Source organism: Daejeonella sp. AP26 (assembly GCF_056680515.1).
Window position 1 is genome coordinate 2,987,631 of sequence record NZ_CM155286.1, and the last position, 23,225, is coordinate 3,010,855.

At 44.1% G+C, this 23,225-nt stretch carries 16 protein-coding genes, 2 tRNA genes and 3 rRNA genes; 10 read left to right on the forward strand and 11 right to left on the reverse strand.

Annotated features, from left to right (window positions below; genetic code table 11):
• Positions 1–3 precede the first annotated feature (3 nt).
• From AC1MCB_RS12745 to AC1MCB_RS12760, 4 genes are all read left to right on the forward strand, one after another.
• Positions 4–1,320 (forward strand): TldD/PmbA family protein, encoded by a 1,317-nt coding sequence (locus tag AC1MCB_RS12745; RefSeq protein ID WP_479965105.1) that lies wholly within the window; start codon positions 4–6, stop codon positions 1,318–1,320.
• 145 nt (positions 1,321–1,465) lie between these two features.
• Entirely contained in the window at positions 1,466–3,100 is a 1,635-nt protein-coding gene (locus tag AC1MCB_RS12750; RefSeq protein ID WP_479965106.1) for a TldD/PmbA family protein, read from the forward strand.
• 97 nt (positions 3,101–3,197) lie between these two features.
• A complete protein-coding gene (locus tag AC1MCB_RS12755; RefSeq protein WP_479965107.1) occupies positions 3,198–4,832 on the forward strand; it encodes a TldD/PmbA family protein in 1,635 nt (544 codons plus the stop codon).
• Between the two features lie 11 nt (positions 4,833–4,843).
• A complete protein-coding gene (locus AC1MCB_RS12760) occupies positions 4,844–6,178 on the forward strand; it encodes a TldD/PmbA family protein (protein ID WP_479965108.1) in 1,335 nt (444 codons plus the stop codon).
• Between the two features lie 69 nt (positions 6,179–6,247).
• Here the strand turns inward: AC1MCB_RS12760 and AC1MCB_RS12765 are convergent, their stop codons facing one another.
• From AC1MCB_RS12765 to AC1MCB_RS12785, 5 genes are all read right to left on the reverse strand, one after another.
• A complete protein-coding gene (locus AC1MCB_RS12765) occupies positions 6,248–6,853 on the reverse strand; it encodes an RDD family protein (protein ID WP_479965109.1) in 606 nt (201 codons plus the stop codon).
• A gap of 77 nt (positions 6,854–6,930) precedes the next feature.
• Positions 6,931–7,884, reverse strand: coding sequence for a LiaF transmembrane domain-containing protein (locus AC1MCB_RS12770; RefSeq protein ID WP_479965110.1), 954 nt, complete (start codon positions 7,882–7,884; stop codon positions 6,931–6,933).
• Between the two features lie 24 nt (positions 7,885–7,908).
• On the reverse strand, positions 7,909–8,490 hold the full coding sequence (locus AC1MCB_RS12775) for a PspC domain-containing protein (RefSeq protein WP_479965111.1): 582 nt from the start codon (positions 8,488–8,490) through the stop codon (positions 7,909–7,911).
• A gap of 49 nt (positions 8,491–8,539) precedes the next feature.
• The gene (locus AC1MCB_RS12780) at positions 8,540–8,812 is read right to left on the reverse strand and encodes a PspC domain-containing protein (RefSeq protein WP_479965112.1); all 273 of its coding nucleotides are present in this window, start codon (positions 8,810–8,812) and stop codon (positions 8,540–8,542) included.
• 169 nt (positions 8,813–8,981) lie between these two features.
• The gene (locus AC1MCB_RS12785) at positions 8,982–9,683 is read right to left on the reverse strand and encodes an SDR family NAD(P)-dependent oxidoreductase (protein WP_479965113.1); all 702 of its coding nucleotides are present in this window, start codon (positions 9,681–9,683) and stop codon (positions 8,982–8,984) included.
• Between the two features lie 155 nt (positions 9,684–9,838).
• Here AC1MCB_RS12785 and AC1MCB_RS12790 point away from each other — a divergent pair, with 155 nt between their 5' ends.
• From AC1MCB_RS12790 to msrA, 6 genes are all read left to right on the forward strand, one after another.
• Positions 9,839–10,573 carry an MlaE family ABC transporter permease gene (locus tag AC1MCB_RS12790; protein WP_479965114.1) on the forward strand — a complete coding sequence of 245 codons (735 nt, stop codon included), beginning with the start codon at positions 9,839–9,841 and terminating at the stop codon, positions 10,571–10,573.
• Positions 10,570–11,322 (forward strand): ABC transporter ATP-binding protein, encoded by a 753-nt coding sequence (locus AC1MCB_RS12795; RefSeq protein WP_479965115.1) that lies wholly within the window; start codon positions 10,570–10,572, stop codon positions 11,320–11,322. Before AC1MCB_RS12790 ends, AC1MCB_RS12795 begins: the two co-directional genes overlap by 4 nt.
• Positions 11,323–11,373: 51 nt before the next feature.
• A complete protein-coding gene (locus tag AC1MCB_RS12800) occupies positions 11,374–12,261 on the forward strand; it encodes a class I SAM-dependent methyltransferase (protein WP_479965116.1) in 888 nt (295 codons plus the stop codon).
• A gap of 95 nt (positions 12,262–12,356) precedes the next feature.
• On the forward strand, positions 12,357–13,916 hold the full coding sequence (locus tag AC1MCB_RS12805) for an N-acyl-D-amino-acid deacylase family protein (protein ID WP_479965117.1): 1,560 nt from the start codon (positions 12,357–12,359) through the stop codon (positions 13,914–13,916).
• Positions 13,917–13,932: 16 nt separating this feature from the next.
• Positions 13,933–14,994, forward strand: a complete 1,062-nt coding sequence (locus AC1MCB_RS12810) for a hypothetical protein (RefSeq protein ID WP_479965118.1) — start codon at positions 13,933–13,935, stop codon at positions 14,992–14,994.
• An 85-nt stretch (positions 14,995–15,079) separates the two neighbouring features.
• Positions 15,080–15,625: a peptide-methionine (S)-S-oxide reductase MsrA gene (gene msrA / locus AC1MCB_RS12815; protein WP_479965119.1), complete on the forward strand. Its 546-nt coding sequence runs from the start codon at positions 15,080–15,082 to the stop codon at positions 15,623–15,625.
• A gap of 69 nt (positions 15,626–15,694) precedes the next feature.
• On the opposite strand, the gene AC1MCB_RS12820 is transcribed toward msrA, so the two are convergent.
• The 6 genes from AC1MCB_RS12820 to AC1MCB_RS12845 all read right to left on the reverse strand — a co-directional run bounded on the left by AC1MCB_RS12820 (position 15,695) and on the right by AC1MCB_RS12845 (position 23,111).
• Positions 15,695–17,335, reverse strand: coding sequence for a S8 family peptidase (locus AC1MCB_RS12820; RefSeq protein WP_479965120.1), 1,641 nt, complete (start codon positions 17,333–17,335; stop codon positions 15,695–15,697).
• A gap of 171 nt (positions 17,336–17,506) precedes the next feature.
• Positions 17,507–17,618, reverse strand: a 5S ribosomal RNA gene (gene rrf / locus AC1MCB_RS12825).
• Positions 17,619–17,846: 228 nt separating this feature from the next.
• A 23S ribosomal RNA gene (locus tag AC1MCB_RS12830) occupies positions 17,847–20,740 on the reverse strand.
• A 431-nt stretch (positions 20,741–21,171) separates the two neighbouring features.
• Positions 21,172–21,245: transfer RNA gene (locus AC1MCB_RS12835), tRNA-Ala, on the reverse strand.
• A 95-nt stretch (positions 21,246–21,340) separates the two neighbouring features.
• Positions 21,341–21,415: transfer RNA gene (locus tag AC1MCB_RS12840), tRNA-Ile, on the reverse strand.
• A 174-nt stretch (positions 21,416–21,589) separates the two neighbouring features.
• Positions 21,590–23,111 (reverse strand): 16S ribosomal RNA (locus tag AC1MCB_RS12845).
• The 16S, 23S and 5S rRNA genes sit together here with 2 tRNA genes alongside, the layout of an rRNA operon.
• Between the last annotated feature and the right edge of the window lie 114 nt (positions 23,112–23,225).

Below are 23,225 nucleotides of genomic sequence, written 5' to 3' on the forward strand. Positions count from 1 at the left end.
TATATGGCGATTTTAAGTAAAGAGGAAGCACAGGCTGTACTCAAAAAAACATTAAGTTTTTCAAGGGCCAACGAATGCGAAGTAAGTTTAAACGGTTCTGAAGGTGGCAATATCCGCTATGCACGGAATGCCGTCTCTACGGCAGGCGAAATAAGTACCATGGAACTGGCCGTGAGTTCGACTTTCGGTAAGAAAACAGGCTCGGCAACAATTAACGAATTCGATGATGCCTCACTGAAAAAGGTTGTGCAAAGAGCGGAAGAGCTTGCAAAGCTGGCGCCTGAAAACCCCGAATACGTCTCGGTTATGGGACCCCAGTCTTACAAAGAATCCGTTACTCATATTGCGGCAACAGCGGCAATCGATCCTGATGCCAGGGCAGAAATGGTTTTAAAGAGTCTACAGGTGGCCAAAGACGCGAAGCTGGAAGCGGCAGGTTTTCTGGAGAACTCTAATCGTTTCAGGGCGATCATGAATTCAAAAGGCTTGTTCGCCTATAATAATGATACTGATATTTCCTTTTCTGTAACTACCCGTACGCAATCCGGTACAGGATCAGGTTATGTAGAGCAAAGCTTCAATGATGTTAGAAAACTTGACACTCTGGCTCAAACGCGTATTGCATCGGGCAAAGCAACGCGCTCCGCAACTGCAAAAGCCATTGAACCCGGGAAATACACGGTCATACTGGAGCCACTGGCTGCTAAAGACATGCTGGAGAACCTTGTGAGAGGATTTGACGCCCGCAGTGCAGATGAAGGCCGAAGCTTTATGAGTAAAAAAGGCGGGGGCACTCGTTTAGGCGAACAACTGTTCAACGAGCAGGTGACTATTTATTCAGATCCTTTTCATCCCGAACTACCCGGCTCAACCTGGAGCGGCGATGGCCGGCCTCAGGAACGTACTGTTTGGGTTGATAAGGGAGTAGTAAAAAATCTGAGCTATAGCCGTTACTGGGCACAGAAACAAAATGTGGAAGCAATCCCTCCCGCCCGTGGAGTGATCATGGAAGGCGGCGATTCTTCTCTGGAAGATCTAATCAAGGGCACGGAAAAAGGCATCCTGGTGACCCGTTTCTGGTATATCCGTTCAGTGGATCCACAAACATTACTGCTGACAGGCTTAACACGTGACGGTACTTTTTATATCGAGAATGGCAAAATTATGTTCCCGATCAAGAACTTTCGATTTAATGAAAGCCCGATCATCATGCTTAACAACGTAGAGGCTTTAGGAAAACCAGTACGAAGCGGAAATATGATCGTGCCGCCGATGAAGATCCGGGACTTTACGTTTTCGTCGTTATCGGATGCGGTGTAAATGAGCTTTCAGCGATCAGCGGTCAGCTACGGCGGTCAGCTATCAAACTTTAGAATCAGCTCTCAGCATTCAGAGTTCAGTTATCGGTACTATTAGGCCTGATAGCTGAAGGCTGACAGCTGATAGCTATACAGCAATCATTATTTTGAAAAGAAGAGACTTTATTTACCTTTCAGGGATTGGCTTAGGTGGGGCCATGTTGTCAAACATACCTGTCTTCGGCCGTGATATTTCTATCAAAGAATCTTTAATACCTATAGACACGGGGTTGAAGAAAAGAATGGCTGATGTTGCATTAAACGCTGCCAGATCTAAAGGGGCTACTTATGCCGATGTACGAATCGGGCGCTACCTGAACCAGTTTGTGACCACCCGGGAGAACCGCGTAGACAATATCAGCAATACAGAATCCTATGGTATGGGTATCAGGGTTATTGCCAACGGAAGCTGGGGCTTTGCCGCGATTGATCAGCTTGATGACGATAATATTGCCAGAGCTGCCGGAGTAGCTGTACAAATTGCCAAGGTTAACTCCAAGCTGCTGATGGAACAGGTAAGACTTGCTCCTCAGAAAGGCTATGGTGAGGTGAGCTGGAAAACCCCAATTGAGAAGAATGCTTTCGAGGTTCCACTCAAGGAAAAAACCGACCTGTTGCTATCAGTTAACGATGCTGCCATGAAAGGAGGTGCTACGTTTGTCAATTCATCTCTCTTCCTCGTGAACGAACAGAAGTACTTTGCCTCCACCGAAGGATCTTATATTGATCAGGACGTGCATCGATTGTGGCCAACGTTTACGGTTACTAAAACTGATGCAAAGACCGGAAAGTTCGAGACCCGTAATGCTCTTAGCTCGCCGATGGGCATGGGTTATGAATATTTGATCCCGAACAAAGACGAAGAGATCAAAAGTGTTCAGACACTTTATAAGAATCGCTATAACATGGTCGAAGACGCAACTACCGCGGCACGGCAGGTTGAAGAAAAATTGAAGTCTAAACCTGTGGAACCCGGCAAGTACGACCTGGTAATCGATCCTACGAACCTGTTCTTGACAATCCATGAGTCGGTGGGACATCCTACGGAGCTTGATCGCGTGCTTGGATATGAAGCAAACTACGCTGGAACCAGCTTCTTGACTCTGGATAAATGGGAATCAAAGAAATTTAACTTCGGGAGCAAGATGGTCAACTTTGAGGCGGATAAAACTCAGGAACGTTCGCTTGCTGCCGTAGGATACGATGACGAGGGAGTGAAATGTAAAAATTGGGATATCATAAAAGACGGCGTACTAGTAAGCTACCAGACTATTCGCGATCAGGCGCATATCCTGGGACTTGAAGAATTGCAGGGTTGCTGCTATGCCGACAGCTGGAGCAGTGTGCAGTTTCAGCGAATGCCTAACGTCTCCTTAAAGCCGGGTAACACACCGCTTAGCATTCAGCAAATGATAAAAAATGTTGACAAAGGCATTTATATACTGGGTCGTAATTCATATTCAATCGACCAGCAGCGCTACAATTTCCAGTTTAGCGGTCAACTTTGCTATGAGATCAATAAAGGAGAAATTGGCGGTTTGTTGAGCGGAGTAGCCTATCAATCGAACACGCAGGAATTCTGGAATTCCTGTTCGGCCATTTGCGACAAGAGGGATTACCGCTTGGGCGGCTCGTTCTTTGACGGTAAGGGACAACCAAGCCAGGTAAGCGCAGTTTCGCACGGCTGTTCTACTACTCGCTTCAACGGTATAAACGTCATCAATACAGGAAGGAAGTTATAGTTGTGCAGGTAAAGTAAAACTCAGGTTACAAACCGGAGGCTAATGACTTCGTGCTAAATATTTAGATATATTTATCTATCAAACAACCAAACCTTAAATGAAAAGAAGAGACTTTATGTATCTGGCAGGGGTGGGTGCTGCAGCGACCATGATGCCCACAATTCCTGTCTGGGGCCGAACCGTTGAGCCGGAAGAAATGCTCGGGAGCATCGATCCGGCCCTCAAAAAAAGGATGTCTGACGTGGCGCTAAATGCGGCGAGAGCCAGGGGTGCCACGTATACTGATGTCCGTATTGGCCGTTACCTGAATCAGTTCGTGGTAACCCGCGAAAACAAGGTGCAGAATATCGTCAATACAGAATCTTACGGTATGGGTGTGCGCGTAATCGCTAACGGAAGCTGGGGATTTGCTGCGACAGACAAGATGGATAATGACGGGATTGGGAAAGCGGCTGAACTTGCTGTAGCCATCGCTAAAGAGAATTCCCGCCTGCTAACCTCTCCGGTTGAACTTGCGCCTCAAAAAGGCTATGGTGAAGTAAGCTGGAAGGCACCGATTGAGAAGAATGCTTTTGAAGTACCGGTTAAAGAGAAGGTGGATCTGCTATTGTCAGTTAACGACGCGGCGATGAAAGGAGGAGCTAATTACGCTAACTCTATTCTTTTCCTGGTAAACGAACAGAAATACTTTGCTTCGACAGATGGTTCATATATCGATCAGGACGTGCATCGCATCTGGCCTACTTTTTTCCTGACTAAGATCGATTCAAAGACCGGAAAGTTTGAAACGCGAAATGCATTAAGCGCTCCCATGGGCATGGGCTATGAATACCTGCAGGCACGTCCGGAAGATAAGATCAAAGGAATTACGACCTTTTATAAGGGAAGATATGACATGCTGGAGGATGCTAAAGCAGCAGCCGGACAGTTAGGTCAGAAACTTACTGCTAAATCAGTAGAGCCTGGTAAATACGATCTTGTACTTGATCCTTCGCACTTATGGCTGACCATTCACGAGTCGGTTGGACACCCTACAGAACTGGACCGGGTACTGGGTTATGAAGCCAACTTTGCGGGCACCAGCTTCCTGACATTGGATAAGTGGGAATCTAAGAAGTTCAACTTCGGAAATAAAATAGTAAACCTGTATGGTGATAAGACGCAGAAAGGTTCATTAGGCGCTGTCGGTTATGATGACGAAGGAGTTAAGACTAAAAACTGGGATATCATCAAAGATGGCACGTTGGTTAATTACCAGGCAATCCGTGACCAGGCGCATATCATTGGATTAGATGAATCTCAAGCGTGCTGCTATGCGGATAACTGGAGCAGTGTGCAATTTCAACGGATGCCTAATGTTTCGCTGAAGCCGGGGACTCAAAAGAAGAGCATCGACGATTTGATAAAAAATGTAGAAAAAGGAATTTACATTGTTGGCGACGGATCATTCTCTATAGACCAGCAACGGTATAATTTCCAGTTTGGCGGCCAGCTATATTACGAGATTAAAGATGGCAAAATTGGCGGAATGCTTAAAGATGTAGCTTACCAGGCGAATACCCAGGAATTCTGGAATGCCTGTACGGAGATCTGCGATGAAAATGATTATCGTTTAGGGGGATCATTCTTCGACGGCAAAGGTCAGCCTTCACAGAGCAGTTCTGTCTCGCACGGCTCATCAACAACCCGTTTCAACGGAATTAATGTAATTAACACCGGAAGAAAAATTTAAGATTAACCGACATGCCAATATTAAATAAAGAACAAGCGCAGGCGCTGCTGAAAAAGGTACTGAGCTACTCCAAAGCCGACGAATGTGAAGTTAATTTAAACGGCTCTGATAACGGCAATATCAGGTATGCCCGCAATTCGGTTTCTACCAGCGGTGGTATCAGCCAAAACAGCCTGGTAGTTTCTTCAGCCTTCGGCAAGAAACTTGGAGTCGCTACGATAAATGAATTTGATGATGAATCATTAAAAAAAGTCGTTTCCAGAGCTGAAGAGCTTGCTAAACTTGCTCCTGAGAATCCGGAGTATGTTCCCTTTATGGGACCGCAGACGTTCAAAGAATCAGCCACCTATGTCGAGTCAACGGCAGCTATCACGCCAAAAGAGCGGGCCGACGCAGTGGCTGAGAGCCTAAAAATCTCGAAAGATAACAAGCTTACGGCAGCAGGGTTTCTTGAAAACAGCACGGGCTTTGCCGCCATGATGAATTCAAACGGCCTATTTGCTTATAATAAAGCCACTAACGTAAATTTCAATGTTACCCTGCGTACCGAAGACGGAAAAGGCTCTGGCTATGCTACGAAAGCCTTTAACGACTTTGGTCAGCTCGATGTGAAGTCGGCCACGAAAGTTGCCGCAGATAAAGCCACGAGATCTGTAACTGCAAAGGCGATCGAACCCGGCAAGTACACTGTGATACTGGAACCGGCAGCCGCTCTGGTTTTGCTGGAAAATATGTTCTTCGGGATGGACGCCCGGCAGGCAGATGAGGGCCGCAGTTTTATGAGTAAACCGGGCGGGGCAACTAAATTGAGAGAGAAACTGGTAGATCAACGGGTCAATATCTACTCAGATCCTTTTAACGCGCAGTTACCAACCAGCACATGGAATGGGGATGGCCGTCCACAGGAGAAAGTGCAATGGATTGATAGGGGTGTCGTTAAAAACCTCTATTATAGCCGCTACTGGGCGGAGAAGAAAGGTGTCAAAGCTATTCCCCCTCCTGACGCTCTAATCATGGAAGGAACTAATCAGTCGCTGGAAGACCTGATCAAAAGCACTGAAAAAGGAATCTTAGTAACCCGCCTATGGTATATCCGGACTGTTGATCCGCAGACTGTTCTTCTAACGGGCCTTACTCGAGACGGTACATTTTATATAGAAAACGGAAAGATCAAGTTTCCGGTTAAGAACTTCCGTTTTAACGAAAGCCCGATCATTATGTTGAATAATTTGGAAGCCCTGGGCAAACCTGAACGCACTGTCAGCGGCGAATCAGGCACGAACGCCCTAATACCACCAATGAAGATCAGAGACTTTACGTTTTCTTCGTTATCTGATGCGGTATAGTTGTTATTAGCAGCAGGAATAAGGAGCAGAAAATCTAAACTTTTCGCTCCTTATTCTTTTTAAAATGGATTATATCAGGCGATCCTTCGTCACAAGAGTCGAGGCTATCTTATCGTGCAGACATTGTTGCCTTCTATCGAAAAATCCCATTAGATACCCTATTCCTAAGGTTAAAATACAGATCAGCTTTGAAAAGTTACGGCCGAACGCTTGTGCACCAGTGATCCGGTTACCTGCTTCATCAGTTACTTTTATGCCCATTAAGATTTTACCGAAAGTGGCTTGCTTAGGTGAAGCTTCCATTATAGAGCCATAAAGAAGTTTAGTGAGGGGGATAATTATTAAACCAGCCAGGACAGCGACAATCTTAACATCCCTGCTTTCGAGAAACAAGATGGTAAAAAATACGATTAAGGAAAAAATAGCAAAAAGGATAAAATAGTCTATGATGACAGCCAGCAGACGAACATCCAGTGTGGCAAAATATTGCGGTACAGCCTTATTAACTTTTAAATTCAGGATAGCCCTTAAGTCAGGGATCTCCTGTGCTTCCTTGTAATCATCCATTCGTGCAGTCTTGACGAAAGTATCTGCACGGATGCCTAGTTCTTTTATCTCTTCGAGGGAATATGGGCCTTCCGGTTTACCATTAATTACAACTATATAGTCGGGCATAGAGGAAGAAAGATTGAGCCTAAAAATAACAAAAAACAGGCGACTTACGCCGCCTGTTAGTGTTGCCAATTTTCTGATTAGTATCGCTGTACTTCAAAGCTTGATAAGCCGCCCTTTAAATTGATTGAAATCTTCTTTGATGACGTATTGTAATTTGATGTCTGATAGCTGCCGTCTGCCTGTTTTTGAAAGCCCGAAAAGTCTTTGGCTGACAAACCAGTATCTACTGTAATACGGCAGGCCGATGTTTCCGGAACCTTGATCACAACTTCAGCCACTCCGGTTTCAACCCTAACATTGGTAGTTGTTGTCGGTTGTGGTAAGGTTACCTTGAATGACGCGGCGCCGCCCTTTAATGTTAGATCTTGTATTTTGTAAGAACTAAGGTCAAAATCAGTTTCACCGGCACCCATTTCCACGTTGATATCCCAAAGAGGCTTGGTATTCAGCTTGATGCGCACTTCGTTTCCATCCATATCGTCCATGTTCCATTTTTGCTTCTTATTACGCATCCGGAAATTAAGAACTTCTACAGAGTCTCTGGATGTTTTTTCGAGAGTGTAGTTTCCGAAATTCTGCTTCACTTCTGCATCAAATAGATTTTCGGTACTATCGTCTAACCTATAGCTGGTGGCACCGCCGTTTATATTTAACTCTGCTCGTGTGATACCACCGGTAAAAGGCTCTGTAAAAGTGTTTGCCGTGCTCCAGTTAGCGCCATTTTTTGCGACAGTATCATTGTCATTATGATCAAACCTAAACCACGATCTGCCCAGGGTGCTGTGATTAGGACGTGTTCCCTGGTATCCGATAAAGATTAATGCGATTAAAGTTAGGGTTACCGAAAGAATAGATCCTGTGGGATTATTTAGCCTGCTTAAAAGCATATTAGCACCTGACAGGATGAAGATGATGGGCCAAAAGCGCCATACTGATCCCCAATAGAAATTAATTACCCCAAAGTTGCTAAGTAAAAATATCAATCCTATAAAAATGAGGATCAATCCCCAGATGACTTTCTCTGTTCTCATAATTGTCGTTCTTAATAAATAAGATTATAATTTGGGTTCTTCTTCCTGAATTATTGTTCCTGTGGAGCTTGTCGTATTCGCATCATCTGCTGGATTTCTTGGTTCCTCTCTATACTCGTGCCTTTTGCTGGTTTTAGAGATGATCAATATTCCGGGGATAATAAATACCAGGGGCCATAACTTATCAAAGTCAAACCAGTAAGGAATTATGTTGAATTCGTCGAACAGGAAGAAGGCTCCGAATCCAACCATAAATAGCCCCGCTATCATTCGTCCATTACCGCTTCTGCGAGCCTTGTAAGCATCCTGAGGTGGTTCGGGAACTGCATATGGGCTGTTTGACGCAGGCTGATCACGGTCTTCATAAACGCGATAGTCTGCGTTGTACTTTCTATATCCCGAATTATATGCTCCGGGCAAGTAAGGTCTGGCCGGAACAGCAATCCACAAGATAATGTAAGCGATTACTCCGGAGAAACCTGCAAGCGTTGCCACAATGAAAGCAATTCTTATCCAGGTTACGTCTACATCGAAATAATCTGCTAAGCCCGAACAAACACCTGCTAAAATTTTGTCTTGTTCGTTTCGTTGAAGTCTCTTTTCCATAATTGTGTGTTATTAATATTGGTTTGATTTATGATTGATTCTTAAATTATTATGATCTGGCTGTATAGTCTGATCCTTGACGAACCCGGTAATCCACATCAAACCGACCGCCGTTTGAGTAATAATGGCTGGCCATAGAGCGTTTGACAGGAACCACTATCCATAAAAGAATGTATACCAATCCTCCGGATAGTCCCGCAAGGAATGCTACAATAAAGGCTACGCGAATTAGAGTAACATCTATCTCGAAATAGTCTGCTAAACCTGAGCATACTCCTGCCAGCATTTTGTCTTGCGTATTACGTTGAATTCTCTTTTCCATGATCGTATTTTTTGACTGTTTGATTTATGATTTGCTTTAGTGATCTAAATTTATGATTCAAATGTACATTACACACATATGCAAGCCTATATCAAACAGGCAGATCAGCCCATGTTCTCGGTAAAAGGGCGGAAAAGGTCGGTGAACGAAGATGGTTTATAGATTACCGTCAGAGATCGCCCAGCAGAGGTCTTATAATGATCTCGTCAACATTAGCACCTGCAGTCATATTCAGGCACGCTAAGATGGACCTGGCAATATCATCCGGATCGACAAAACGATTTGCGGGAATGGTAGTACCCTCCCAGGATCCTGTTAGAGTAGACCCCGGAACCACTGCCGTTACCTTAACTCCCGAAGGCATTAACTCGTCTCGAAGCACTTTAGTCAATCCCAACAAAGCAACCTTACTGATGCTGTAGGAACCTGCGGTAACGATAGGCTTAATACTAGAGATAGAACAGATATTGATGATATGACCCTTTCTAGCCAGCTGCATTTTACTGCCAAAGTATTTGCTCAAGAAGTGCGGCGCGTGAACATTGATTTGCATTTGTTTCTGCAGATCATCCTCACCTTCTTCCATTAATTTAGATGGGATGAATAATCCGGCATTGTTAATGAGTACATCTACAAAATCAAAGTTGGCAGCTACGAAGTTTGCAAATGACTGCACTTGTTCAGGATGATTAAAATCGGCTGTGTAAACGATAATAGTGAGATGAGGAAATTGGCTGCTCAATGCAGTTTTAATACTTTCAAGTTCGCCGGAATTACGGGCACACAAAGCCAGATTGTAATTGTTAGCAGCCAGGAGTTTAGCAATAGAAAGTCCCATGCCTTTTGTTGCACCAGTTATTATCGCATTCATGTGATAAATTTAAGAAAACAAGCATAGGTAGCAATTAATAAAATAGGATGCATGAATACTATACCCGATCAATGATGCTTTATTTTAGACCGACAGCGGGTCAGCCGAGTATTTTGTATTATTATTGCATATTTTCCCAGATAATTTAAGAATTAATGATATTTCATTCATTAGGTAGATATATTTTACTGCTTAAAGCAGTGTTCCGCCGCCCGGAAAAATGGAACATTTACCGAAAAGAGATCTTCAAAGAAATGGAGTCTATTGGTGTCGGGTCACTCGGCATCATCGCGATTATTTCAGTTTTCCTCGGAGCTGTAACGACCGTACAAACTGCATTTCAACTGGTAAGCGATCTGATCCCCAAATCGGTGATTGGAGGGATAGTCCGTGATTCAACAATACTGGAACTAAGTCCTACAATTTCAGCAATTGTACTGGCGGGAAAAGTTGGATCAAGCGTAGCATCTCAAATAGGAACCATGCGCGTCACGGAGCAAATTGACGCGCTCGAGATAATGGGAATTAACTCGCCGGGTTACCTTATCCTTCCTAAAATTATTGGTGCTGTTACTACCATCCCGTTATTGGTTATTATATCCATAGGCTTAAGTATTACCGGGGGTTATATTGCGGGTACAGCCTCTGGCGCTACAACATCTCAGGACTTTATCACTGGTCTTACTACAGGGTTTATTCCTTTCACTTTTACCGTATCAATGGTAAAGGCCATCATTTTTGCATTTATTATCACCTCCGTCTCAGCATACCAGGGTTTTTATACTAGTGGAGGTGCTTTAGAAGTAGGCCAGTCGAGTACAAAGGCAGTAGTGATTAGCTGTATTATGATTCTTTTTTCTGATTATGTAATTGCCCAGCTACTACTATGATAATAGTTAAAGACATTAATAAAACCTTTGGCGACAACCATGTACTGCGAGGGATTTCTTCTGAATTCAGGGACGGCGTTTGCAATCTGATCATTGGTGGTTCGGGCTCCGGAAAAACGACCCTACTAAAGTGTATGGTTGGCTTACACGAGCCTGAAATAGGATCTGTAATCTACGATAACCGGGATTTCACAAGGATGAAGTTTGAGGATCGTATTGAAATCAGGAAAGAGATTGGGATGCTGTTTCAAAGCTCTGCACTCTTTGATTCAATGACGGTTGAGGAGAACATCATGTTTCCGTTAAACATGTTTACAGAGCAAAACCGTAAGGAGAAGATAGAGCGGGTGAACTTCTGTTTAGAGCGTGTAAACCTGGAAGGAAAAAACAAACTTTTGCCTGCGGAGCTATCCGGAGGAATGAAAAAGAGAGTCGGGATTGCCCGGTCGATTGCAATGAATCCCAGATATTTATTTGTGGATGAACCCAATTCAGGACTAGATCCAAAAACTTCTATTGTTATTGATGAGCTGATTCAGGAATTAACCGAAGAGTACAACAGCACAACCGTTGTGGTTACTCATGATATGAACTCTGTAATGGGTATTGGCGAAAACATCATTTTCCTACACGAGGGCCAAAAATGGTGGCAAGGCTCCAATAAAGAAATCGCCCATACCGATAATAAAGAATTAAACGAATTTGTATTCGCGAGTAAGTTTATGGAGGCCGCTAAACAAAGATTGTAGTTTTTTAGATTTACTGATAACACAAAATAATATCACACACATTAGTACCTGATGATCCAACTTTTAACACCACGCCACTGGAAAGATTATGAACTAATTGATTGCGGTGATTTTGAAAAGCTCGAAAGATTTGGTAATGTTATTTTAATCCGGCCAGAGCCCCAGGCAGTATGGGGCAAGGCCTTGCCTGAAAGTGAATGGACAAAATTACATCACATCCGTTTTAAAGGGCGCTCTGCTACTTCGGGCGAATGGATTAAGAAAGACCAGAAAACACCTGATCGCTGGCATATTAATTACAACAATTCCGACATCTCCATAAAGTTCCGTCTTGCTTTAACTTCTTTTAAACACCTGGGTATTTTTCCTGAACAAGCAGTTAATTGGGATTACATCACAGAATGTATCAGCAAGTTTAAAACAAGCGAGCCGAAAATCTTGAACTTATTTGCTTATACAGGCGGAGCATCACTTGCCGCAAGGGCTGCAGGTGCAGATACTACACACGTAGACTCGATCAAGCAGGTAGTAACCTGGGCTAACGAAAACCAGGAGCTATCTAAACTAGAAAATATCCGCTGGGTGGTAGAAGATGCATTGAAATTTGTAAAGCGTGAGTTGAAACGCGGAAAGAAATACAATGGAATTATCTTAGATCCCCCAGCTTATGGTCATGGTCCGAATGGAGAAAAATGGAAACTCGAAGACAATATCAAAGAGATGATGCAGGACGTAGTGCAGCTTCTTGATGATAAAGAACATTTTCTAATTCTGAATACTTACTCTCTCGGCTTCTCTTCGGTCATTGTCGAAAACCTTATTCTATCTTCTTTTCCGAAAGCTGAAAACCTGGAGTGCGGTGAACTTTTTTTGCAGGCTAAGTCAGGCTGCAAATTACCGCTGGGGGTTTTCGGCAAATTCTGTAAAACCGCTGATTAGCAGGATAACGATATTCCACAGTTTTCCCTATCTGTGGATATCTTTAATTGCTATTATGCTCTAACTGAGTTAATTTCAGCAAAATTTATACATATTTGAAGCACCTTCTACTTTCACTTTTCTTTTTAACCCCTTGTTTTCTATTCGCGCAGAAGGCTGATATCCTGATAAAGAACGGCATGATCGTGGACGGGTCGGGCAACCCTTGGTTTTATGGAGATGTCGCAATCCGGAAAGGTAAAATTACTGGTATCGGGAACCTTACACACCTAAAGGCCAAACAAGTAATTGATGCTCAAAAGCAAATCATCGCACCTGGCTTTATAGATGTACACACTCACATTGAGGGAGACGAAAAGAAGACTCCAACAGCTGATAATTTCATCCATGACGGTGTTACAACCGTTATTACGGGTAACTGCGGGTCATCCAATGTAGACGTTAAAGACTATTTCAGGATGCTCGATAGCCTAAATGTTTCAATTAATGTTGCCACATTCATTGGCCATAATGATGTTAGAAAGGCAGTAATGGGTACGGCCAATCGAGAACCAGGTGCCGATGAATTAAAGAGAATGGAAACTCTTGTCGAAAAAGCGATGCGAAATGGTGCAGTAGGCTTTTCTACCGGTTTAATTTATATTCCCGGCACCTATGCGAAAACAGATGAGGTGATTGCTCTTGCCAAAGCTGCTTCAAAATACCATGGTACTTATACTTCACATATACGCAGTGAGAGCCAGCACGTTTTCGAGGCCATCAATGAAGCTTTAGACGTGGGACGGCAAGCTGACATGCCTGTGCAAATCTCTCATTTTAAAATTGGCAAACCCTATTGGGGTCGATCTGACAGTACTTTAAGCATGATTAAGAGAGCCAGGGAAGATGATTTGGACGTAACTATCGATCAATATCCTTATACAGCGAGCAGCACAAGCCTTAACTCGGTTATTCCATCATGGGTACTTTCAAATGGCCGGGATTCAATCAACTATCGGATTGAAGACCCCGCTATTCATAAAAAAATCGTTGAAGAAATGATTAGCGATATGGATAAACGCCAGCGGAGCAGTTTTGAGTATGCTATTGTTTCGAATTTCAAAAGCGATACCTCATATAACGGTAAAAGTATATCTGAAATCAATATTCTTCGCGGAAGAAATGCTACTATTCCGGATGAAATCGAAACTATTCTTGATCTGACTAAGGGTGGCGGCGCTTCTATGGTTTTTCATAGTATGGATGAAGCAGATGTAGAGAATATTATGAGTTATCCTTTCACAATGATTGCTTCCGACTCAGGAATCCGCGAATTCGGTAGTGGCATGCCTCATCCGCGTGGCTATGGAACCAACGCCCGGGTTCTGGCTAAGTATGTCCGCGAAAGAAAGGTTCTGGGACTGGAGGATGCGATCCGTCGAATGACCTCTTTACCAGCTCAAAAGTTTGGTTTTAAAAATAGAGGTCTTTTACGTGAAGGAATGGCCGCTGACATTATTATCTTTGATCCTGAAACAGTACAGGATCAGTCTACGTATGAAAAACCGCATGCATATTCTACCGGCATTCACTACGTTATAGTTAATGGAAAACTTACTTTAAAACAAATGCAACACACAGGTGTGCGTAATGGTAAAATCTTACGTGCCCGATAATTACCAAACAAAAAACATGATTAACGCAAAACATCTGGCCTTTACCCTGGCACTAGGCACTGCCTCCTTCGGACTATTTACAAACTGTACTGATGCCACCACTCAGGCTAATGGAAAAACCACTTCAGGAAATGACAGTCTTCGCGCCACCACTGCGTCGGTTGTAGAAGAGCCAAAAGAAGATGCTTATACTCCTGTAGATACCGCTAAGTACAATCAAAAATTATTGGCTATATCCAATGGCGATACCACTGGCAAATGGCCTGTAAAGAATCAGCCCTATCCTATTGCCGGTGCGATTTTACCTCATAAACGAATCGTAGTTTATTACGGGAATCTATATTCAAAAAAGATGGGTGCCTTAGGTGAGTATGCTCCAAAAGAGATGTGGAGTAAGTTAAACGCTGAAGTTAAACGCTGGGAGAAAGCAGATCCTTCAACCCCTGTACAAGTAGGGATACATTACATAGCCTCTGTAGCCAGTGGTACTCCAGGTAAGGACGGTATGTATATCAACCGCATGCCTGAGAAGCAAATCGACTCGGCAATAACGATTGCTAAAATGCATAACGCCATTGTATTCCTGGATCTACAAGTTGCTTTAAGCACTATACAAAAAGAATTGCCTCGTTATGAGAAATATTTAAAGATGCCGAATGTTCATTTAGGAGTAGATCCGGAATTCTCTATGAAAACAGGCGCCAAACCAGGTTCTAAGATTGGTACCTACGATGCAGCAGATCTTAACTACTGTACCGACTATCTGGCCAAGCTGGTTAAAGAAAATAATCTTCCGGCTAAGGTTTTCATTGTGCATCGCTTCACCCAGAAAATGGTTACCAATGCCAGTAAAATCAAATTACGTCCTGAAGTTCAGGTTGTAATGCACATGGACGGGTGGGGTGAGCCGGAACTTAAAAAGGGAACGTATCGCCACTTTATCTATTCTGAGCCCGTTCAATTCACTGGGTTTAAGTTGTTCTACAAAAACGATCTTAAGAAAGCTCCCAACCGTTTAATGACTCCCGAAGAGTTATTGAAATTAAAACCGCAACCGAGTTATATTCAATATCAGTAATCATATAAGCCGACTGATATCAGCCGGCTTTTTTTTGCAACATAATCATGTAAAACCAAAGTCAAAGACGATTCGTTTATTAGATATGAGATTAGAACAAGCAACATTTGGAGCAGGCTGTTTTTGGTGCACCGAAGCAGTTTTTCAAAACTTAAATGGAGTAATTAAAGTGGTATCGGGATACATGGGAGGCAGTAAGCCTGAGCCAACATATGACGAGATCTGTGGTGGAAATACAGGCCATGCGGAAGTTATACAGGTAGAATATGATGAGGATACGATCTCTTTCGACGAGTTGTTACTGGTATTCTTTAAGACCCACGACCCCACTTCCCTAAATCGCCAGGGAAACGATGTTGGTACACAATACCGTTCCGTAGTATTCTATCATAATCAGGAACAAAAGTTTAAAGCGCAGGATATGATTGATAGTTTGACAAAAGAGATGACATTCGAAAGGCCTATAATAACTGAGATATCCCCAGTATCACAATTCTATGAGGCGGAGAATTATCATCAGAATTACTTCAATCAAAACGCGAATAAACCGTATTGTGCCTTCGTTATTCAGCCTAAACTTGATAAATTTATTAAAGAGTTCAGAGATAAGGTCCAACCAGGACTCATATAAATCTTTCTATAAACTAAACAGAAAAGCCGTTTCAGATCTCTCTGAAGCGGCTTTTTTCCGGATCTCAGTCTATTTGCTTTTTGCTTCTGCACTTGAAGAAACAGCCCCCATCTTTTGGGCTAATTTCAAAGCCTCGTAAGCATTAATAACCCCTCCGGAAACGGAGAGTTCGCTGAAAGGTAGTTTCTTAGACGAGCCCTCTTCCTTCACCTTAACCTTGGTATCAACTTTAATAACAGACTTCATGATGGCATCCTTTACCTGCACTGCAGATAAAGCAGGATAATAAGACCGGATTAATGCGGCCAAACCAGCCACCACGGGTGAAGCCATACTCGTTCCGTCAATTGCCTTGTAGGTTGAATTCGGAAAAGTGGAATTGATTTTAACGCCTGGAGCAAACACATCAACAGATTTTTTACCATAGTTAGAGAAGTCCGCTAATAGCGACTCGTCGTTTTTCCAGCCAGATGCACCCACTTCCAACCAGGCCGAGGCTTTACCCATGTTAACACCCAAGCTGTCCACAAAATACCTGTTGGGGAAATTGTCTTCCTTATCGGTATTCAATGCATCATTCCCAGCCGCATGCACTAACAATACATCCTTATCCATGGCATACTTTACTGCCTCATCTACAACCTTCTTATCCCAGGAGTATGCCTTCCCAAAACTCATATTAATTACTTTAGCGCCATTATCAACTGCATATCGTATCGCGTTGGCTACATCCTTATCACGTTCGTCTCCGTCAGGCACTGCCCGTACAGTCATAATTCTTACATTATCCGCTACTCCGTTAATACCCACATCATTATTTCTGATGGCGCCAATTATGCCACTAACATGGGTTCCGTGCTCCGCATCGGGGCCGGTAACGTCTGCATTCCCGTATAAACGTTCATTACTGTTCGAGTAGTCGTCACCCACTGTGTCCCTTGAATTAAAATCAAGGTTTAAATGGTATTTAACCATGGCATCATAATACTTCAAGCCTTCCTCAACATCTTCCTTGAGCTTGCCAAAATCCGGGTTCTTCTTTAATTCGCTTTTTATTGCCTTGAGCACTTGTCCTTCAATATCATTGGCGGCTTTATATTTTTCGAAATCACTAAGAACAGGTTTGTCAATTTTCATTTTGGCAGTGATCTCTCCTATATATCTTTTAAAGATAGTCGTGTTAGCTAATCCCATCTGTGCTTCCTGTAATTTCTGCATGTAATCAGTTATGAGCTTTTGATACCGCAAAAATTCTTTCCTTTCCTTGTCACTAAAAGGAGTTGAATTAAGTGCTGTGGCATATTTGGGTTGTAGCTTCCGAATAAACCTTACAAGTTCAGTATTGTCATATTGTACACTTCCCTTTGCCGAGCCAATAAAGTTCCAGCCATAAATATCATCAACGTAACCGTTTTTATCTTCATCCTGATTATTACCCGGAATCTCCTTAGAATTTACCCAGATCACTTTCTTCAGATCCTCATGCTCTTCATCTATCCCTCCGTCTATTACCGCAACTATAACCGTCTTAGAGGTCTTTCCTTTCAATAATTCTTTATACGCTTTTTCTGTGCTGATTCCGAAGACCCCGTCAGTTTTTAAATCCAAATTCTGCCAATTGTCCTTAGGCTTTTCAATCTCCTGGGCAATTGAGGCGCAAGGCAGGATGGCCATCAATGCCAGGTAAACAAACTTGTTTATATAATTCATATTAGTGATAGTTAGTCGATTAAGAGTGATGAAGGTAGCTAATAATTATGCCAAGTGACAATGCTACAAATTATGGATCAAAAATATTACAGAATGATGGGATTGGAGTCCCAATAAAACTTTGTAACCAAAAAAAAACCCTCATCCGATTATGGACAAGGGTTTTATAAAATTGGGCACCGACCTACTCTCCCACCTTTTACGGCAGTACCATCGGCTCTGGCGGGCTTAACTTCTCTGTTCGGAATGGGAAGAGGTGGACACCGCCGATATAGGCACCTGAAGATTTTTGTCAGTAGTTAGTAGTTAGTATATAGTACTTAGATGAACTAGCGTACGGATACTGACCTTTACAGAGCGTGGTTAGTCCGTGTGAACGGTATCTAACTACTACGTACTCTGTACTAAGTACTCACATAATATCTTAACATACTGGAAAAAGTACTTGAATAAGAAAACAACAATATATACTACCTGCCTTATGCATGCCACTCCTCAAGGGAATGGGTGCATGAAGAAAGCTTCGGGTAATTAGTATTACTTGGCTATGATGTCACCACCTTTACACCTGTAACCTATCAACGTCGTAGTCTTCGACGACCCTCAATGGAAATCTCATCTCATGGCTAGTTTCGCACTTAGATGCTTTCAGCGCTTATCTATTCCCAACGTAGCTACTCTGCAGTACACCTGGCGGCATAACAGATTCACTAGCGGTTGGTCCAACCCGGTCCTCTCGTACTAAGGTCAGCCCCATTCAAATTTCCTACGCCCACAACAGATAGGGACCGAACTGTCTCGCGACGTTCTGAACCCAGCTCGCGTGCCACTTTAATCGGCGAACAGCCGAACCCTTGGGACCTTCTCCAGCCCCAGGATGTGACGAGCCGACATCGAGGTGCCAAACCTCCCCGTCGATATGAGCTCTTGGGGGAGATCAGCCTGTTATCCCCAGCGTACCTTTTATCCTTTGAGCGATGGCCCTTCCATGCAGAACCACCGGATCACTATATCCGTCTTTCGACCCTGATCGACTTGTCTGTCTCACAGTCAAGCAAGCTTATGCTATTGCACTCCTCGTACGGTTACCAAGCGTACTGAGCTTACCTTTGAAAGCCTCCGTTACCTTTTTGGAGGCGACCACCCCAGTCAAACTACCCACCAAACAATGTCCTCCACATAGTAGAGTTAGACACCGAATACAGAAAGGGCGGTATTTCAAGGTTGATTCCACGACTCCTAGCGAAGCCGCTTCACAATCTCCCGCCTATCCTACACATCCTGTATCCAATATCAATGTTAAGTTGTAGTGAAGGTGCATGGGGTCTTTCCGTCCCGTTGCGGGTAACCGGCGTCTTCACCGATACCACAATTTCACCGAGCTCATGGCTGAGACAGCGCCCAGATCGTTACACCATTCGTGCAGGTCGGAACTTACCCGACAAGGAATTTCGCTACCTTAGGACCGTTATAGTTACGGCCGCCGTTTACTGGGGCTTCAATTCAATGCGTCGCAGCTTGCGCCACTAACATCCCCTCTTAACCTTCCAGCACCGGGCAGGTGTCAGGCCTTATACCTCATCTTTCGATTTTGCAAAGCCATGTGTTTTTGTTAAACAGTCGCCTGGGCCTTTTCACTGCGGCTGACATTGCTGCCAGCGCCCCTTCTCCCGAAGTTACAGGGCCATTTTGCCGAGTTCCTTAGCCATGATTCACTCGAGCACCTTAGGATTCTCTCCTCGACTACCTGTGTCGGTTTACGGTACGGGTTTTTATAACCTGAAGCTTAGCGGGTTTTCTTGGAAGTCTGTTTACCTGCTCTATCCACTCACCCGAAGGCTCGCGGTACTATTGGGTTTCAGCTAGACCAGCGGATTTGCCTACCGGTCCAATACCTACGCCTTTTAACGATCTATTCCGTCAGATCGCGGCAGTGTCACTACTCCGTCACCACATCGCAGTTATAAAAAGTATGGGAATATTAACCCATTATCCATCGGCTTCCCCCTTCGGGTACACCTTAGGCCCCGACTAACCCTGATCCGATTAGCGTTGATCAGGAAACCTTAGTCTTTCGGTGGGCGGGTTTCTCTCCCGCCTTATCGTTACTTATGCCTACATTTGCTTTTCTGTCCTCTCCACCACGGCTAACGCCTGTAGCTTCACTGATGACAGAATGCTCCCCTACCACTCACGTACTATTTCAACGTAAATCCATAGCTTCGGTATACCACTTAATGCCCGTTTATTATCCATGCCCGATCGCTCGACTAGTGAGCTGTTACGCACTCTTTAAATGAATGGCTGCTTCCAAGCCAACATCCTAGCTGTCTGTGCAATCGGACCTCGTTAGTTCAACTTAGCGGTAATTTTGGGACCTTAGCTGATGGTCTGGGTTCTTTCCCTCTCGGCGCGTGACCTTAGCACCCCGCGCCTCACTGCCGTGTATATTTAATTAGCATTCGGAGTTTGTCTGGATTTGGTAGGATTTGACTCCCCCGCACCCAATCAGTAGCTCTACCTCTATTAAACTTAACCACGACGCTGTTCCTAAAAACATTTCGGGGAGTACGAGCTATTTCCCAGTTTGATTAGCCTTTCACCCCTACCCACAGATCATCCGGAAACTTTTCAACGTTTATCGGTTCGGTCCTCCAGTACGTGTTACCGCACCTTCAACCTGTCCATGGGTAGATCACAAGGTTTCGCGTCTACCCCCTCTGACTATACGCCCTATTCAGACTCGCTTTCGCTTCGGCTTCGTGTCTAAAACACTTAACCTTGCCAGAGAGGAGTAACTCGTAGGCTCATTATGCAAAAGGCACGCCGTCACAGAACAAGTCTGCTCCGACCGCTTGTAAGCACACGGTTTCAGGTTCTATTTCACTCCGTTATTCACGGTTCTTTTCACCTTTCCCTCACGGTACTAGTTCACTATCGGTCTCTCAGGAGTATTTAGCCTTACCGGATGGTGCCGGTAGATTCCCACAAGGCGTCTCCGACCTCGCGGTACTCAGGATCCTACTAGGTTATCATTGCTTACGCGTACGCAGCTGTCATGCTCTATGGCCAGGTTTCCCAACCTGTTCTGCTTCACTTTGATATACCATGTTGTAGTCCTACAACCCCAGTATTGCCGTAACAATGCTGGTTTGGGCTGTTTCCCTTTCGCTCGCCACTACTCAGGAAATCACTATTGTTTTCTCTTCCTCCGCTTACTTAGATGTTTCAGTTCAGCGGGTTTGCGCATATTTGCAACTAGTCTTCAACTAGTTAGGTTTCCCCATTCGGAAATCTTCGGATCAATTCATATTTGCTAATACCCGAAGCTTATCGCAGCTTATCACGTCCTTCATCGCCTCTGAGAGCCTAGGCATCCCCCGTGTGCCCTTTCTTACTTTCTTCTATCTTATACGCTTTTGCTCGTATAGATATGCTTTTATAAATGAGATCATATCTGATCAAAGATTTAGGAACAAGGATCAAAGACAAGTCTTTGCTCTTTGCTCTTTACTCCTGATTTCAACATGTCCCTACTGTTGTCTTCTCTTTCAATTACTTTTTTTCCAATATGTCAAAGAACGTTCTTGATGAGTACTGAGTAGTTAGTATTAAGTACAGAGATAAATCTCTCGTCTCATTTCTAATGTCTCACCTCTTATCAAACGTGGAGATTTGCGGAGTCGAACCGTATCCTATATAGTAGCTTTACTATAAGGCCAGCCCCTGTGGCTGAATTCCTGTTGTTAAAATGTCAAGTATTAACCCTCGCGGTTAATGGTACTGTGTACTTCAATTCGCTCATTAGCTCATTTGCTAATTTACTCATTGTTTAGTGGAGAATAACGGATTCGAACCGTTGACCCCCTGCGTGCAAGGCAGGTGCTCTAGCCAGCTGAGCTAATCCCCCAATTGATTGAGTAGTAAGTATCTAGTAGTTATTATTTAGTAATTTAGATCGTATGCTCTAAGTACTATGTACTTTATACTAAGTACTTCCCTCTGTAGTCCCGAGCAGATTTGAACTGCTGACCCCTACATTATCAGTGTAGTGCTCTAACCAAACTGAGCTACGGGACTGTGTAGTTAAAGAGTGAGTATCAGTTAGAGATTATTAAATCACATGATCCTGTTCTCATCTCATCCCCGGTCTCAAAATGGAGCACCCTGATGGCTCATCTTTTGGGTTGTCTTTTAATGTCTTTAATTAAAGAATATCAGTAGCATAACGAGTGTAGTCGGCACACTCTCTAGAAAGGAGGTATTCCAGCCGCACCTTCCGGTACGGCTACCTTGTTACGACTTAGCCCCAATTATCGGTTTTACCCTAGGACGCTCCTTGCGGTAACATACTTCAGGTACCCCCAACTTTCATGGCTTGACGGGCGGTGTGTACAAGGCCCGGGAACGTATTCACCGCAGCATTGCTGATCTGCGATTACTAGCGAATCCAACTTCATGAGGTCGAGTTGCAGACCTCAATCCGAACTGTGAACAGCTTTTTGAGATTGGCATCCTGTTACCAGGTAGCTGCCCTCTGTACTGCCCATTGTAGCACGTGTGTAGCCCCGGACGTAAGGGCCATGATGACTTGACGTCGTCCCCTCCTTCCTCTCTGTTTGCACAGGCAGTCTGTTTAGAGTCCCCACCATTACATGCTGGCAACTAAACATAGGGGTTGCGCTCGTTGCGGGACTTAACCCAACACCTCACGGCACGAGCTGACGACAGCCATGCAGCACCTAGTTTCCTGTCCTTGCGGACTGTTCCATCTCTGGAACATTCAGTAACTTTCAAGCCCGGGTAAGGTTCCTCGCGTATCATCGAATTAAACCACATGCTCCTCCGCTTGTGCGGGCCCCCGTCAATTCCTTTGAGTTTCACCCTTGCGGGCGTACTCCCCAGGTGGAATACTTAACGCTTTCGCTTAGACGCTAACTGTATATCGCTAACATCGAGTATTCATCGTTTAGGGCGTGGACTACCAGGGTATCTAATCCTGTTTGATCCCCACGCTTTCGTGCCTCAGCGTCAATTGCACCTTAGTAAGCTGCCTTCGCAATTGGTGTTCTGTGACATATCTATGCATTTCACCGCTACTTGTCACATTCCGCCTACCTCAAGTGTATTCAAGCTCATCAGTATCAAAGGCACTGCGATGGTTGAGCCACCGTCTTTCACCCCTGACTTAATAAGCCGCCTACGCACCCTTTAAACCCAATAAATCCGGATAACGCTTGGATCCTCCGTATTACCGCGGCTGCTGGCACGGAGTTAGCCGATCCTTATTCTTACAGTACATTCAGCTCTCTTCACGAAGAAAGGTTTATTCCCGTATAAAAGCAGTTTACAACCCATAGGGCCGTCTTCCTGCACGCGGCATGGCTGGTTCAGAGTTGCCTCCATTGACCAATATTCCTTACTGCTGCCTCCCGTAGGAGTCTGGTCCGTGTCTCAGTACCAGTGTGGGGGGTCATCCTCTCAGATCCCCTAGTCATCGTCGCCTTGGTGAGCCGTTACCTCACCAACTAGCTAATGACACGCATGCCCATCTTAATCCTATAAATATTTGATCATTGAATGATGCCATTCTTTGATTTTATGCGGTGTTAATCTCTCTTTCGAGAGGCTATCCCCCTGATTAAGGTAGGTTGCATACGCGTTACGCACCCGTGCGCCACTTTCCCAGAGAGCAAGCTCCCTGGTATCGTTCGACTTGCATGTATTAGGCCTGCCGCTAGCGTTCATCCTGAGCCAGGATCAAACTCTCCATTGTAAAAATGATGTTTGTCTTGACTCTATTCGTATCTCAAATAGAATCTGCTCTTCATCTTCCTGCCGAAGCATTCCAAATCGAGCGTGTTGTATCTATATTAGTCTACCGACTATA